This is a genomic window from Micromonospora sp. MP36 (assembly GCF_008119785.1).
GTDB lineage: Bacteria > Actinomycetota > Actinomycetes > Mycobacteriales > Micromonosporaceae > Micromonospora.
On sequence record NZ_VSFA01000005.1, the window covers coordinates 57,734 to 72,717 of the forward strand.

13 protein-coding genes are annotated in these 14,984 nt (G+C 73.6%); 11 read left to right on the top strand and 2 right to left on the bottom strand.

Annotated features, from left to right (window positions below):
* Positions 1 to 35 precede the first annotated feature (35 nt).
* Genes FXF52_RS07905 through ispG form a run of 6 tightly spaced genes read left to right on the top strand, consistent with a single transcriptional unit; the run spans position 36 to position 7,260 of the window.
* Positions 36 to 2,216, top strand: a complete 2,181-nt coding sequence (locus FXF52_RS07905; protein WP_148794922.1) for an efflux RND transporter permease subunit — start codon at positions 36 to 38, stop codon at positions 2,214 to 2,216.
* On the top strand, positions 2,213 to 2,911 hold the full coding sequence (locus tag FXF52_RS07910; protein ID WP_148794924.1) for a GNAT family N-acetyltransferase: 699 nt from the start codon (positions 2,213 to 2,215) through the stop codon (positions 2,909 to 2,911). Before FXF52_RS07905 ends, FXF52_RS07910 begins: the two co-directional genes overlap by 4 nt.
* A gap of 5 nt (positions 2,912 to 2,916) precedes the next feature.
* A complete protein-coding gene (locus FXF52_RS07915; RefSeq protein ID WP_187413379.1) occupies positions 2,917 to 3,582 on the top strand; it encodes a Uma2 family endonuclease in 666 nt (221 codons plus the stop codon).
* 43 nt (positions 3,583 to 3,625) lie between these two features.
* Positions 3,626 to 4,837, top strand: coding sequence for a 1-deoxy-D-xylulose-5-phosphate reductoisomerase (dxr, locus tag FXF52_RS07920; RefSeq protein WP_148794928.1), 1,212 nt, complete (start codon positions 3,626 to 3,628; stop codon positions 4,835 to 4,837).
* Positions 4,837 to 6,078, top strand: coding sequence for an RIP metalloprotease (locus FXF52_RS07925; RefSeq protein WP_148794930.1), 1,242 nt, complete (start codon positions 4,837 to 4,839; stop codon positions 6,076 to 6,078). The genes dxr and FXF52_RS07925 overlap by 1 nt, the downstream gene beginning before the upstream one ends.
* A 9-nt stretch (positions 6,079 to 6,087) precedes the next feature.
* Positions 6,088 to 7,260 carry a flavodoxin-dependent (E)-4-hydroxy-3-methylbut-2-enyl-diphosphate synthase gene (gene ispG, locus FXF52_RS07930; protein ID WP_148794932.1) on the top strand — a complete coding sequence of 391 codons (1,173 nt, stop codon included), beginning with the start codon at positions 6,088 to 6,090 and terminating at the stop codon, positions 7,258 to 7,260.
* Between the two features lie 57 nt (positions 7,261 to 7,317).
* On the opposite strand, the gene FXF52_RS07935 is transcribed toward ispG, so the two are convergent.
* Positions 7,318 to 8,004 (bottom strand): helix-turn-helix domain-containing protein, encoded by a 687-nt coding sequence (locus tag FXF52_RS07935; RefSeq protein WP_148794934.1) that lies wholly within the window; start codon positions 8,002 to 8,004, stop codon positions 7,318 to 7,320.
* Between the two features lie 129 nt (positions 8,005 to 8,133).
* Here FXF52_RS07935 and FXF52_RS07940 point away from each other — a divergent pair, with 129 nt between their 5' ends.
* Positions 8,134 to 8,955 (top strand): class I SAM-dependent methyltransferase, encoded by an 822-nt coding sequence (locus tag FXF52_RS07940; protein ID WP_148794936.1) that lies wholly within the window; start codon positions 8,134 to 8,136, stop codon positions 8,953 to 8,955.
* Positions 8,956 to 9,015: 60 nt separating this feature from the next.
* On the opposite strand, the gene FXF52_RS07945 is transcribed toward FXF52_RS07940, so the two are convergent.
* Positions 9,016 to 9,606: a PadR family transcriptional regulator gene (locus FXF52_RS07945; protein ID WP_148794938.1), complete on the bottom strand. Its 591-nt coding sequence runs from the start codon at positions 9,604 to 9,606 to the stop codon at positions 9,016 to 9,018.
* A gap of 121 nt (positions 9,607 to 9,727) precedes the next feature.
* Between FXF52_RS07945 and FXF52_RS07950 the strand changes: the two genes are divergently transcribed.
* The 4 genes from FXF52_RS07950 (at position 9,728) to FXF52_RS07965 (ending at position 14,909) form a co-directional block, all read left to right on the top strand.
* A complete protein-coding gene (locus tag FXF52_RS07950; protein ID WP_148794940.1) occupies positions 9,728 to 10,954 on the top strand; it encodes an MFS transporter in 1,227 nt (408 codons plus the stop codon).
* 90 nt (positions 10,955 to 11,044) lie between these two features.
* Positions 11,045 to 11,884, top strand: coding sequence for a DUF4081 domain-containing GNAT family N-acetyltransferase (locus FXF52_RS07955; protein ID WP_148794942.1), 840 nt, complete (start codon positions 11,045 to 11,047; stop codon positions 11,882 to 11,884).
* Positions 11,885 to 12,036: 152 nt separating this feature from the next.
* Positions 12,037 to 12,762: an ATP-binding cassette domain-containing protein gene (locus FXF52_RS07960; RefSeq protein WP_148794943.1), complete on the top strand. Its 726-nt coding sequence runs from the start codon at positions 12,037 to 12,039 to the stop codon at positions 12,760 to 12,762.
* The gene (locus FXF52_RS07965; RefSeq protein ID WP_148794945.1) at positions 12,759 to 14,909 is read left to right on the top strand and encodes a YhgE/Pip family protein; all 2,151 of its coding nucleotides are present in this window, start codon (positions 12,759 to 12,761) and stop codon (positions 14,907 to 14,909) included. The genes FXF52_RS07960 and FXF52_RS07965 overlap by 4 nt, the downstream gene beginning before the upstream one ends.
* The last annotated feature ends 75 nt before the right edge of the window (positions 14,910 to 14,984 follow it).

Below are 14,984 nucleotides of genomic sequence, written 5' to 3' on the forward strand. Positions count from 1 at the left end.
GATACGACCTTAACGGTTTGGTGAGGGGGAAGGCGATGTTCGCCTGGTGGGGGCGGGTGGTCGTACGCGCTCGGTGGGCGGTGCTGACCGCCGCCGCGGCGCTCGTGGTGGTCGGCGCCACCTGGGGCGCCGGGGTTTTCGGCGAGCTGACCGGGGGCGGTTTCGAGGACCCGGCCAGCGAGACCAGCCGGACCGCCGCGCGGATCACCAGCGAACTGGGCCGGCAGGGCGCCGACGTGATCGTGCTCTGGTCCAGCGACACGGCCACGGTCGACCAGCCGGCCTTCCGCGACCCGGTCAACGCCACGGTGGCCGGGTTGCGCGGGCGGCCCGAGGTGACCAGCGTGACCACCTGGTACGACAGCCCCGCCCCGGCGCTGGTCGCCACCGACCGGCGGGCCACCTACGCCCTCATCCGGCTCACCGGGGCGGACGACGACGCGCGGGCCGGGCAGTTCGAGGCGCTGCGCTCCGCACTGGACGCACCCGGGCTGCGTACCGAGGTCGGCGGCGCGGTCGCCTTCCAGCACTACGCCAACACGCAGACCACCGAGGACATCACCCGCGCCGAGACGCTCTCCATGCCGGTGCTGCTGGTGCTCCTCGTGCTGATCTTCGGCGGACTGGTCGCCGCCACCACCCCGCTGCTCATCGGCGGGCTGGCCATCCTGGGCGCCTTCGTCGCGGTACGCCTGGTCAACCTGTTCACCGACGTGTCGATCTTCGCCATCAACATCATCACGCTGATCGGTCTCGGCATGGCCGTCGACTACGCCCTCTTCGTGGTCAGCCGGTTCCGCGAGGAACTCGCCGCCGGGCACGACACCGGCGAGGCGATCCGCCGCACCATGGCCACCGCCGGCCGGACGGTGCTGGTCTCCGGGCTCACCGTCGCCCTGGCCCTGGCCAGCCTGCTGATCTTCCCGCAGGCCTTCCTCCGCTCGATGGGGCTCGGTGGCGTGGCCGCCGTCCTGGTCGCCATGCTGGCCGCGTTGACCGTGCTGCCGGCCCTGCTCGCGGTGCTCGGGCGCCGGATCGACGCGGTGCGCGTACCCCGGCCGAGGTGGCGTGGGGCGCGGCGCGCCGGGCCGGCGGAGGCCGGCGCGGGCGGCGCCTGGGCCCGGATCGCGCGGAGCGTGATGCGCCGCCCGGTGCGCTACCTGGTCGGGGTCGCGGTGGTGCTCGCCGTGCTGGCCACGCCGTTCCTGCGGATCACCTTCGGCGGCTTCGACGAGCGGGTGCTGCCGGCGGACGCCGCGCCCCGGGTGGTCTCCGAACGGATCGCCGCCGAGTTCCCCGGCGGCCAGGTCGCGCCGATCGACGTGCTGGTCTCCGGGGCGCCGGCCCAGGCGGCGCGCGGCTTCGCCGACCGGATCGCGGCGGTGCCCGGGGTGACCGGGGTGCAGGTCGCCGCCCAGCGGGGGCAGAGCACGCTGCTCTCGGTGAGCTACCCCGGTGAGCCGACCGGCGACACCGCCCAGCGGGTAGTCCGCGACCTGCGCGACCTGCCCGGCCCGGCCGGGGCCGAGGTGCTGGTCGGCGGGCGGCCCGGCGCCGACCGGGACCTGCTGGACAGCCTCGGCGACCGGCTGCCCTGGATGGCGCTGCTGATGGCCGCCGCCACGCTGGTGCTGCTCTTCCTCGCCTTCGGCTCGGTGGTGCTGCCGGTCAAGGCGGTGCTGATGAACCTGCTCTCGATCGGCGCGTCGTTCGGCGTGGTGGTCTGGATCTTCCAGGACGGCCACCTGGCCGACCTGCTCGGCTTCACCCCGACCGGCTTCATCGAGCCGAGCAACCCGATCCTCATGCTCGCGGTGCTCTTCGGGCTGGCCACCGACTACGAGGTGTTCCTGCTCTCCCGCGTGCGGGAGGAGTGGGACCGCACGGGCGACAACACGACCGCGGTGGCCGGCGGCCTCCAGCGCACCGGGCGGATCATCACCGCCGCCGCGCTGCTGCTGATCATCGTGGTGGCCGGCTTCACCACCGGCGGCATGTCGTACATCAAGCTGATCGGGGTCGGCATGATCGTCGCGATCGTGGTCGACGCGACCCTGGTCCGGGCCCTGCTGGTGCCGGCCACCATGCGTCTGCTCGGCCGCTGGAACTGGTGGGCGCCCGGCCCGCTGGCCCGGATCCACCGCCGCTACGGCATCCACGAGGCGGCGGAGCCCGTCCCGGTCCTCGCCGGCGCGCATTACGATGCCTCGGCATGATGATCGCCTCGACCGACCGGCTGGTGGTCCGCGACTGGACCGACGCGCCCGACGACCTGGCCCGGATCTACGACATCTACTCGCGGGACGAGGTGATGCGCTGGCTGGGCGGGGGCAAGGGGCGGATGACCGACCCGGCCGAGGCGGCGGAGCGGGTACGCGGCTGGCGGGAGCGCTACGACGAGTACGCGGGCCGGTGGGGGATTTGGGCGATCGAGCCGCGCGAGGCCGGCCGGGCGGCCGGTAGCGTCCTGTTGAAACCGCTGCCCGGGCGGGACGGGGTCACGCCGACCGACGACATCGAGGTGGGCTGGCACCTGCACCCCGACTCGCAGGGCTACGGCTACGCCACCGAGGCGGCCCGGGTCGTGCTGGACCGGGAGTTCGCCACCGGCACCCGGCAGGTCTACGCGGTGGTGATGGCGGGCAACGAACCGTCGATGGCGGTGGCCCGCCGGCTCGGCATGACCTACCTCGGCGTCCGCACCGACTGGTACGGCGGCGTCGACCTGGAGACCTTCGTCCTCGCCGGCCGGACTGAGCGGCTTCTCGCGCAGGCTGCGTCACATGTCGCGCCAACTTCAGTACGCCCGCCGGTGCCCTGGGAACTGCTGGCGCACAGGCTGTGCGATCCGGCCGGGTGCGGGGCGGCGCGACTAGGGTGGTGGGTAGCACGATGTCCGCTGAGGGGGTGAGTCCGATGGCCCAGGCCGCTTTCGCGTCGGAGCCGGCGCCGCAGCACGGGGAGCCGTCGTTCGACGTGCTGCGCTGGCACGACGAGCCGTGGACCGCCCAACTCGCTCTTGAGCTGTTGCCGGAGACCAACGGCCCCAAGGTCGAGGTCCTGAGCGGAAGCGTGATCGTGACACCACATGCGGGAATCGACCACCAGTCGGTCGAGCGTGAACTGCCCTACCTGCTGCACCGGGCCGCCCGCAGGGCCGGGCTGTGGGTCTATCCGGAGATCAACCTGGTCTCGGGCAAGGACCTCTTCATCCCGGACATCGCGGTGCTCCGGTCCTCCGGCGGTGGCCGGTCCGCCGTCGACATCCGGCAGGCGGTGCTGCTCGGTGAGATCGTGTCGCCGGGCAACCGGTGCAAGGACGTGATCGACCGGCCCCGCGAGTACGCCGCCGCCGGCGTCCCCTTCTTCCTCCGGGTCGACCTGCGTAACCGGGTCCCCGCGATGGCGCTTTATGAGCTGGCGGAGGGGGAGTACCGCCCGCTCGCCGCCGCCGCGGCCGGTAGCACCTTCGTCATGAAGCAGCCGTTCGAGTTCTCGGTCGATCCGGCCGATCTCCTCGACGAGGAGTCCCCGATCGAGGACGAGGAGTCCCCGGTCGAGGGACCGGACGACGCAAACTGAGGCTCCCAGCCGACGCTCAGCGGCGCTGGGGAAGAATGGGCGGGTGAGTTCTCCCCGCGACCTTGTTCTGCTCGGCTCGACCGGCTCGATCGGTACCCAGGCCATCGACATCGTCCGGCGCAACCCGGACCGGTTCCGGGTGGTCGCACTCGGCGCCGGTGGCGGCAACGTGGATCTGCTCGCCGCGCAGGCTCTGGAGTTGGGCGTCGAGGTGGTCGGCGTGGCGAAGGCGTCCGCCGCCCAGGATCTCCAGCTCGCCTTCTACACCGAGGCCAGCCGGCGCGGCTGGGCCACCGGCGACTTCAAGCTGCCCAAGATCGTGGCCGGCCCGGACGCGATGACCGAGCTGGCCGGGTGGCCCTGCGACGTGGTGCTCAACGGGGTGGTCGGCTCGCTCGGGCTCGCGCCGACCCTGGCCGCGCTGCGCGCCGGGCGTACCCTCGCGCTGGCCAACAAGGAGTCGCTGGTGGCCGGCGGCCCGCTGGTGAAGGCCGCGGTGCGACGGCCGGGGCAGATCGTCCCGGTGGACTCGGAGCACTCGGCCCTGGCGCAGTGCCTGCGCGGCGGCACCCGAGGGGAGGTACGCCGGCTCGTGGTGACCGCCAGCGGCGGGCCGTTCCGGGGCCGGCGGCGGGACGAGCTGACCGAGGTCACGCCGGAGCAGGCCCTGGCCCACCCGACCTGGAACATGGGCCCGGTCGTCACGATCAACTCCGCCACCATGGTCAACAAGGCCCTGGAGGTGATCGAGGCGCACGAGCTGTTCGACGTGCCGTACGCCGACATCGAGGTGATGGTGCACCCGCAGTCGGTGATCCACTCGATGGTCGAGTTCACCGACGGTTCCACCCTCGCCCAGGCCAGCCCGCCGGACATGCGGCTGCCCATCGCGCTCGGCCTGGGCTGGCCGGACCGGGTGCCGGGCGCCGCCGCCGCGGTCGACTGGACCAGGGCGCACAGCTGGGAGTTCTTCCCGCTCGACGACGCCGCCTTCCCGGCGGTCGCCCTGGCCAAGGCGGCCGGGCAGGCCGGGCGCTGCCGGCCGGCGATCTACAACGCGGCGAACGAGGAGTGTGTGGCGGCGTTCGTCGCCGGGCGGCTGCCGTTTCTCGGCATCGTCGACACCCTCCAGCGTGTGCTGGAGGACGCTCCCGATTTCGCCGAACCAGGTACCGTCGAGGACGTGCTCGCCGCCGAGTCGTGGGCACGGGGGTACGCCCAGGAGATCATCTTCGGGTCGGTGGAAGGAGCTTGATGGCATACCTGCTCGGGATGGTGCTCTTCGCTCTCGCGATCCTCATCTCGGTGAGCCTGCACGAGGCGGGGCACATGCTCACCGCCAAGGCTTTCGGGATGAAGGTCACCCGATACTTCGTGGGCTTCGGCCCGACGCTGTGGTCGTTCAAGCGGGGCGAGACCGAGTACGGCATCAAGGGCATTCCGCTCGGCGGCTTCTGCAAGATCGTCGGGATGACCCCGCAGGACGACGACGTCGAGCCGGCCGACCAGCCGCGCGCCATGTGGCGGTACCCGGTGTGGAAGCGGACGATCGTCATGTCTGCGGGCTCCATCACCCATTTCGCGCTGGCGCTGGTCGCGATCTGGCTCGCGGCGATCTTCATGGGCCTGCCGAACCCGGCGTTGCAGGGCAAGCCGCTCGCCGCGTATGTCAAGGTCACCGACTGTGTGGTCACCGCGAACGAGCAGCGCGAGTGCAAGCCCGGTGACCCGGCCAGCCCGGCCCGGCAGGCCGGCCTGCGGGACAACGACCGGATCGTCGCGGTGAACGGGACGGCCGTGCCGACCTACGCCGACCTGGTCAAGAAGATCCGTGAGCTGCCGGTCGGCCCGGCCACCATCACGTACGAGCGGGACGGGGTGACCGGCGAGACCAAGGCCGACCTGGCCGCCGTGCAGCGCACCCCGATCGACAAGCCGGACGCCGCCCCGGTGACCGTCTCCGCGCTCGGCGTCGCCGGTCCGGTGCCGCCGCCGGGCGTCCCGCTCATGGTCAAGTACGGCCCGGTCGACGCGATCGGGGAGACCGCCCACTACACGGGCGACCTCGCCGTCGGCACGTTCGAGTCGATGAAGCGGATCCCGGAGAAGGTGCCGGCCCTGTGGACCGCGGTCACCGGCGGCGAGCGGGACGTCGACACCCCGATCAGCGTCGTCGGCGCCACCCGGCTCGGTGGTGAGGCGGTGCAGCACGACGCCTGGGAGCTGTTCGTCAGCCTCTTCATCGGCCTGAACTTCTTCATCGGCGTGTTCAACCTGCTGCCGTTGCTGCCGCTGGACGGCGGCCACATCATCATCGCCTGGTTCGAGCGGGTCCGGTCGTGGATCTTCGCCGGGCTGGGCCGCCCCGACCCGGGTCGCGTCGACTACCTCAAACTCATGCCCATCACGTACGCGGTGATCCTCATCGGTGGCGCGTTCACGCTGCTGACCGTCACCGCGGACATCTTCAACCCGATCACGCTTTTCTCAAGGTGAGTGCCTGAAGTGACCGCTGTCAGTCTCGGTATGCCGCCCGTACCGCCGCCGCCGCTCGCCCCGCGTCGGGCCAGCCGCCAGATCATGGTCGGCCCGGTGCCGGTGGGTGGGGGCGCGCCGGTCTCCGTGCAGTCGATGACCACCACCCTGACCGCCGACGTCAACGCGACGCTGCAGCAGATCGCCGAGCTCACCGCGGCCGGCTGCCAGATCGTCCGGGTCGCCGTGCCGTCCCAGGACGACGTCGAGGCGCTGCCGGCGATCGCGAAGAAGTCGCAGATCCCGGTGATCGCCGACATCCACTTCCAGCCGAAGTACGTCTTCGCCGCAATCGACGCCGGCTGCGCGGCGGTGCGGGTGAACCCGGGCAACATCCGGCAGTTCGACGACAAGGTCAAGGAGATCGCCAAGGCCGCCGGCGACGCGGGCGTGCCGATCCGGATCGGCGTGAACGCCGGCTCGCTGGACAAGCGGCTTCTCGCCAAGTACGGCAAGGCCACCGCCGAGGCGCTGGTCGAGTCGGCGCTCTGGGAGTGCTCGCTCTTCGAGGAGCACGGCTTCCGGGACATCAAGATCTCGGTCAAGCACAACGACCCGGTGGTGATGATCCGGGCCTACCGGCAGCTCGCCGAGAAGTGCGACTACCCGCTGCACCTGGGCGTCACCGAGGCCGGCCCGGCGTTCCAGGGCACCATCAAGTCGGCGGTCGCGTTCGGTGCGCTGCTGGCCGAGGGCATCGGCGACACGATCCGGGTCTCGCTCTCCGCCCCGCCGGTGGAGGAGATCAAGGTCGGCGCCGCGATCCTAGAGTCGCTGGGCCTGCGCGAGCGGGGCCTGGAGATCGTCTCCTGCCCGTCCTGCGGCCGGGCCCAGGTCGACGTCTACAAGCTGGCCGAGGAGGTCACCGCCGGCCTGGAGGGTCTGCCGGTGCCGCTGCGCGTCGCGGTCATGGGCTGCGTGGTGAACGGCCCGGGCGAGGCCCGCGAGGCCGACCTCGGCGTCGCCTCCGGCAACGGCAAGGGCCAGATCTTCGTCAAGGGCCAGGTCATCAAGACCGTCCCCGAGGCGCAGATCGTGGAGACGCTGATCGAGGAGGCGCTGCGGCTCGCCGACGAGATGGGCGCCGAGATCCCCGAGGAGCTGCGGGACCTGGTGCCCGGCGCCACGGTCACCGTGCACTGACCACCGCATCGCCGACGACGTGCGGCCGTCCCCGCCGGGGCGGCCGCACGCGTCGTCTCAGGCCCGCGCCACCGGCCGGGGGACGGCGGCGAACTCGGAGAGGGTGAACCACCGGGGCAGGGCCCGGCGGAGCGCCACCGGCCCGGCCACCTGCACCGCGCCGGTGCGTAGCGCCTCGGGCCAGCCCAGGTCGCCCAGCCAGACCTGCACCAGGGCGCGCAGGCTCGCGGTCACCGTCACGGACACCTCGTGCCCGGGGTCCACGTCGCAGACGTCGGCCTCCCCGGCGGCGATGACCAGCCACCAGGCCCGTAGGTCCGTGGGCATGTCCCGGAAGCGGAAGTGCACGACCGTCCGCCCCGCCGGCACGGCGGCGTGGTCGACGTGCCGGTGCATGTCCCACAGCAGCAGCTTCGGGTCCAGGTCCGCGTCGCCCAGCTCACCGATCCAGCGCACGCCCCAGGCGCCGAGGGCCTCGAGCACCGGCCGCAGTTCGCGTCCGGCCTGGGTCGGGACGTAGCGCACGTCGCCGCCGTCGACGTGCCGCTCCACGACGCCGGCCCGGACGAGCTGGTGCAGCCGCCGGGAGAGCAGGGTGGGCGACATCCGCGGCAGGCCCCGGCGCAGCTCGTTGAAGCGCTCGGACCCGCTCACCAGTTCCCGGATCACGAGCAGCGTCCACCGCTCGTCGAGCAGCTCCATGGCCTTCGCGACGGGGCAGAACTGGTGGTAGGAGGCCCCCATGGCGGGGACGGTACGCCGGGCCCGGCGGCCGGACCAGGAACCTGTCGGGACCGGTACACATCTCGTACTAGGGCACCGGTCTCCCGCTGCCTACCGTCCAGCTCAGAGGGACGAGGCAGAGGAGCAGCCATGATCGAATCGAGGGAGCGGGACCGGGCCGTGAAGGCCGGGCACCGGCAGATGTGGGCGCTCGGCAGCTACGCCACGGTCGCCGCCGAGGTCATCCCCGAGCTGGGGGAGAACCTGGTCCGGGCGGCCGGCGTCGGCCCCGGCGACCGGGTGCTGGACGTGGCGGCCGGGACCGGCAACGCGGCCATTCCGGCGGCCCTGGCCGGGGCCAGCGTGGTGGCCAGTGACCTGACCCCGGAGCTGCTGGAGCTCGGGCGGGCGCTCGCCGCGCGGCGCGGCGTGACGCTGGAATGGCAGCAGGCCGACGCCGAGGCGCTGCCGTACGCCGACGGCGAGTTCGACCGGGTGCTGTCCTGTGTGGGCGTGATGTTCGCGCCCCGGCACCAGGCCGGCGCCGACGAGCTGGTCCGCGTCTGCCGGGCGGGCGGCACGATCGGCCTGGTCAACTGGACACCCGAGGGCTTCATCGGGCAGCTGTTCGCCACCATGAAGCCGTACGCGCCCCCGCCGCCGCCCGGCGCGCAGCCGCCGCCGCTGTGGGGCGACGAGGACCACGTCCGCGGCCTGCTCGGCGACCGGGTCACCGACCTGGTGCTGCGGCGCCAGGCGGTCACCGTGGACCGGTTCGCCGCCCCCGAGGAGTTTCGCGACTACTTCAAGGCCCACTACGGGCCGACGATCGCGGTGTACCGGGCGATCGCCGGGGACCCGGAGCGGGTCGCCGCCCTGGACCACGACCTCGCCGAACTCGCCCGGCGGCACACCGCGGGCGGGGTGATGCGGTGGGAGTACCTGCTGGTCACCGCCCGCCGGGCGGGCTGACGGCGCGCCGGCCGGGGTGGCGGTCCCGCGGCCACCCCGGCCGGCGGGCGCGCATCGGGCTCACTCGGACTCGGCGAGGATGGCGTACAGCTTGCGGCGGGTCTCGTCGAGCACCTGCGCGGCGCGTTCCCGCTGGTCGTCGGTGCCGGTCATCATCACCTGGCGCAGCGCGTGCATGGCCTGCTGGCCGGCGTCGCGGATGTCGTGCCAGCTGTTGACGGTCGTCTCGGCGAACTGTGCCCAGGGCGGGGTCTGGGCCGCCCCGGCCGCCTCCTCCCGCCCCTGCTCGGTGAGGGTGAACCGCTTCCGGCCGCCGTCGGAGTCGGCGGCGGCGGTGATCACGCCCTCGTCCTCGAGCAGTTGCAGGGTGGGGTAGATCGAACCGGGGCTGGGCCGCCACGCGCCGCCGGTCCGGGAGTCGATCTCCTGGATCATCTCGTAGCCGTGCATCGGCCGCTCGGTGAGCAGGGCGAGCACGGCGCCGCGCACGTTCGGCCGGCGCCCGCGCCCGCGGCCCCGTCCGCCCCGGCCGTGCCCGTGGCCGTGCGGCCCGGGCGGGAACGGCGGCGGGCCGGGCGGGACCGGCGGGAAGCCGAAGCCGCGTCGGCGCATCTCGTCGTGCATGGCGTGCATTCGTCGGTGGAAACCCATCGGGCTCTCCTTCTGTCGTCGTATCACCGATGCATCAACGATATATCGGCAACGCATCGGCGACAAGACGTTTCCGAGGGCGAACCGCAAACCGTACGTACGTCTTGTTAAGCTCGTCGGCGTGCCTCTGCTTCCCGAACCGGGCCCGTCCCGGATCCTCGCCCTCTCCACGCTGGTCAACACCGTCGGCCGCGGCACCTGGCTGACCGCCAGCGCTCTCTTCCTGACCCGCTCGGTCGGGCTCACGGTGGCCCAGGTCGGCCTCGGCCTCACCGTCACCGCGCTGGTGAGCCTGGTGGCCAGCACGCCGATGGGCTACCTGGCCGACCGGCTCGGCCCGCGCGGCCTCCAGATCGGCGCGCTGCTCGCCTCCGCCGGATTCACCGCCGCGCTGGTGGCCGTCCGCTCCTTCGCCGGATTCCTGCTGGTCGGGGTGCTGATGGCGGTCGCCGACTCGGCCACCCGGGGCGCCCGAGGCGCGCTGATCGCCGGCGCGGTGCCCCCGGACCAGCGGGTGCGCACCCGGGCCTACCTGCGCGCGGTCACCAACGTCGGGATCTCGGTCGGCACGGTGCTGGCCGGCGTCGCCCTGGCCGCCGACACCCGGACCGCGTACGTGTCGCTGATCCTGCTCGACTGCGCCACGTACCTGGTGGCGGCCGCGGTGCTGCTCCGGCTGCCACCCGTGCCGCCGGTGCCGGCGCCGGCGCACGGGCCGCGGCTGATCGCCCTGCGGGACCGCCCGTTCCTCGCCTTCACCGTGCTCGACGGGTTGATGTCGATGCACTTCGGGCTGATCAACATCGCCCTGCCGCTCTGGATCGCCGGGCACACCACCGCCCCGCGCTGGCTCATCTCGGCGTGCCTGCTGGTCAACACGGTCGTCGTGGTGCTCTTCCAGGTCCGCGCCTCGCGCGGCACCGAGGACCTGACCGGCGCCGGCCGGGCCGCCCGGCGGGCCGGCGCGGTCATCGCGGTCGCCTGCGCGCTCTTCGCGGCCAGTGGCGGCGTACCCACCGCGGTCGCCGTGCCGCTGCTGCTCGGCGGGGCACTGGTGCACGTGGTGGGCGAACTGTGGCACGCCGCGGCCGGCTGGGGCATCTCGTTCGGCCTCGCCCCGGCACACGCGCAGGGCCAGTACCAGGGTGCCTACGGGATGGGCATGCAGCTCGGCTCGATGGTGGCACCGGTGGTGGTGACCACCCTGGCGGTCGGCTGGGGCGCACCCGGGTGGTTGCTGCTCGGTGGGCTGTTCCTGCTGCTCGGGGTGCTGGTGCCGCCGGTGGTGGCCTGGGCCGGGCGGACCCGCCCGGCCGAGCCGGCCCCCGTGCCGGTCCCGGTCGGCTGAGTCGCCGCTCGGCGATCCAGGTCCGGACATCCCGCCACGGTCCGCAGGTCAGCCCGCGCGTGTCGGGGTGCATCTGGCAGGCTGGTACCTGTGCTGACGGTGCCGGTACGCCAACTGGGGGAGTCGGAGCGCCGCGCGGTCGAGCGGTTGCTGGACCTCGATCCGTACGCCGGCGCGCAGGTCGCCGAGCGGGTGGCCGCCCGCGGGCTGGCCTGGTGGCGGGCCGAGGGACGGATCCTGGGCTATGGCAGCCGCCGCAACCTGGAGTCGATCTGTTGGCTGGGCGGCAACCTCACGCCGGTGCTCGCCACGCCGCCGGCGGTGGCGGCCTTCGCCGACCAGTTGAGCACCGAGGAGCGGCTCTGCTCCTCGATCGTCGGGCGGGCCGACGCGGTGCTCGGACTCTGGGATCGCCTCTCCGCCTACTGGGGGCCGGCCCGTGACGTACGCCCCAACCAGCCGCTGCTGGCCGCGGACGCCCTGCCCACCGTGGCGGCCGACCCGGAGGTACGCCGGGTGCGCAGCGGCGAGGTCGACCGGCTCTTCCCGGCGGCCGTGGCGATGTACACCGAGGAGGTCGGCGTCTCGCCGCTGGCCGAGGACGGCGGGCGCGGCTACCGGCGGCGGGTGGCCGACCTGGTCCGCGCGGGCCGCGCCTACGCCCGGTTCGCGGACGGCAAGGTGATCTTCAAGGCCGAGTTGGCCGTGGTCACCCGGCGGACCGCCCAGGTGCAGGGGGTCTGGGTCGCGCCGGAGTGGCGGGGCCGGGGGATCGCCACGGCGGCCATGGCGGCGGTGGTCCGGGACGCGCTGATCCGGGTCGCCCCCACGGTCAGCCTCTACGTCAACGACTTCAACCTGCCCGCCCGGCGAGTCTACGAGCGCTGCGGATTCCGCCCGGTGGGCACGCTCGCCACCGTGCTCTTCTGAGGTGTAACGAAGGGGCCCTTCCATAGCAAGTGGCCCTGCCAACCCGGCATGGCCGGGATCACGCCGCTCCGAATTGCGCCGAACCGGACAGCCAGCGCTATGCTGGGCATGTTTTTGCACTGACCAGTCAGTTTATATTTCGGGACGGGGCGATGAAGATCGTCGAGGCCAGCGGGCTCGGGCTGCGGACCCGCCGCGGCTGGGTGTACCGGGACGTCGACCTCACCGCCGAGGCGGGAGAGCTGCACGCGGTGACCGGTCCGCCGGGCAGCGGGCGTACCTCGCTGCTGCTCACCCTGGCCGGGCGCTTCCCGTACAGCGAGGGGGAGCTGCGCCGCCAAGGGCCTGCCGCGCTCGGGCAGGTCGCCGGGGTGCACGAGCCCGACCCGACGCTGACCGTGGCCGAACACATCCAGGAGCGGCTGCTGCTGCTCGGGCCGGTGCCGCGCCGCCGCCGGCAACTCGTTCCGGTCGCCGCGGTGCGGGCCCGGCGCGCGTACCGCCGGGACGCCTTCGCCGCCGCGATCGCCGGCGCCGGCCTCACCGACGCCCCCCTCGACCCCGACCGGTACGGCCGGGACCTCACCCCCGTCGAGCGGCAGGTGCTCGGCCTGGTGCTGGCCAGCCTGAGCGGCCCGAACCTGATCGTCGCCGACGACGTGGACGCCGGCTCCGACGCCCCCGAGCGGGAGTGGCTCTGGGCCGCGCTGGCCCGGCTCGCCGATCAGGGGTACGCGGTGATCGCCAGCGCCCGGGCCGTCGAGCCGGTCGCCACCGCGATCGTGCACCGGATCGGCGACCCGTCCCTCCCCACCCCCGCCCTGGTCGCGCCGCGCGCCGCCGTCGACCGGGACCAGACCCCCGAGGTGAACGCATGAGCGTCGTTCGACTCGCGCTCTTCGAGCTGCGCCGGATGACCCGGGGCCGGCTGCCGCGCGCCGCGCTCGCCGTCCTCACCGTCATCCCGCTGCTCTACGGCGCCCTCTACCTCTACGCCTTCTGGGACCCGTACGGGAACCTCGACCGGATCCCGGTCGCCCTGGTCAACGCCGACCAGCCGGCCAAGGCCAGCGACGGCAGCGAGGTGCACGCCGGCCGGGACCTCACCGACGAACTGCTGGACCGAAAGGTCTTCGGCTGGACGGTGACCGACCAGGCCGACGCGACCGAAGGGCTGCGCGACGGGCGGTACCACCTGGTCTTCTCGATCCCCGCCGACTTCTCCGCCACCCTCGTCGCCACCCCCGAGCCCGACCGACCCGCCCGGCGAGGCGAACTGAAGGTGGTCAACGACGACGCCACCAACTACCTGTCCGGGCTGCTCGCCCGCTCCGCCTTCAGCGAGATCCGGGCCGCCGCCGCGGAGAGCACCGCCGCGTCGTACTTCGACAAGATGCTGATCGGTTTCACCGACGCGAAGGCCGAGACCGGCCGGGCCGCCGACGGGGCCGGGAAGCTCCACGACGGGCTCGGCACCTCGCAGCAGGGGGCCGGGCAACTCGCCGACGGACTGGGCACCGCCGAGGACGGCGCCGGGCAGCTCGCGGGCGGCCTCAACCGGTCCGTGCAGGGCGCCGACCAGCTCGCGAGCGGCCTCGACCAGCTCTACACCGGCGCGGCGCAGATCGCCGACGGCACCAGCCGGGCGGCCACCGAGACCCGCGCCGCCGCGGCGAAGGTGGACGCCGCCGCCGACCGGTACGAGCCGCTGCTGCGTAAGAACGCCGCCGACATCCAGCGGGCCGCCACCCTGGTCGCGGAGGGCGCGCAGGCGCTCGCCGACGGCCTGGACGCGCTGCCGGCCAGGGCCGACGAGGTGGTGACCCAGGCGGAGCAGGTCCGCGACCGCCTCGACGCGGTGGTCAAGGCACACCCTGAGCTGGCCGACGACCCGAACCTGGTCGCCGCCCGGCAGGCCGCCGGGCGGGCGGTCACCGCGGCCCGCGCCATGACGGCCGCGCTCGACCAGACCGACCTGGCCGCGCTCAAGAAGCAGATGACCGAGGTGGCGCAGACCGCCCAGGAGGTCGCCGCCGCCGCGCCGCACCTGGCCGACGACGTCGCCAGCGCCCGCGCCCAGGTCGACCAGCTCGCCAGCGGGCTCAACACGCTGGCTCAGGGCAGCGCCAAGCTCCGCGACGGGCTGGGCAGCGCCGCGGACGGGGCCGACCAGCTCCGCGGCGGGCTCTACCGGCTCGCCACCGGCGCCCGGCAGCTCGACGGCGGCCTGGCCCAGCTCAGCAGCGGCAGCAACCGGCTCGCCGACGGGTTGACCAAGCTGGAAGGCGGCGCCGGCGAGCTCGCCGACGGGCTGGCGGCCGGCGAGCGGAAGCTGCCCGGATACCACGACGCGGACACCCGCTCCGGCATCCTCGGCGACCCGGTCGGCCTGATCCGCAGCTCGCACCACCCGGCCGGCTCGTACGGGGTGGGCTTCGCCCCCTACTTCCTCGCCCTGGCGCTCTGGGTCGGCGCGATGATCACGTACATGCTGCTGCGGCCGGTCAACCGGCGGCACGTGATGTCCGGCGCGCCCGGCTGGCGGGTCGCCCTCGCCGGCTGGCTGCCCGCCGCGGCGATCGGCCTGGCCCAGTCCGCGGTGCTGTTCACCGTGGTCACCCTGGTGCTCGGCCTCGACCCGCAGCACGGGCCGGCGACGCTGGGCCTGCTCGCGCTGGCCTCGCTGGCGTTCACCGCGATCATGCAGCTGCTCGGCGTGGCGCTCGGCCCGGCCGGCCGGCTCGCCGCGCTCGCACTGCTGATGCTGCAGCTCACCTCCTCCGGCGGCACCTACCCGGTGCAGACCTCGCCCGGCTTCTTCCAGGCGATCCACCCCTGGCTGCCGATGACGTACGTGGTGGCCGGGCTGCGGCACACCATCAACGGCGGCCCGGCCGGGCCGGTGGTAACCGGGGCGCTGGCGCTGGTCGCCTTCGGGGCGGGCGCGCTGGCGCTCACCGTCGGCGCGGCCCGCCGGTCCCGCCGGCTCACCCCGGCCAAGCTGCACCCCGAACTTGCCATGTGAGGATGCTCGTGGGCCGCACGGCAGCCGCGCCCGGCCCCGGCGCGGGTCGCTGCGGCGTACGGACGGGTCGACGGG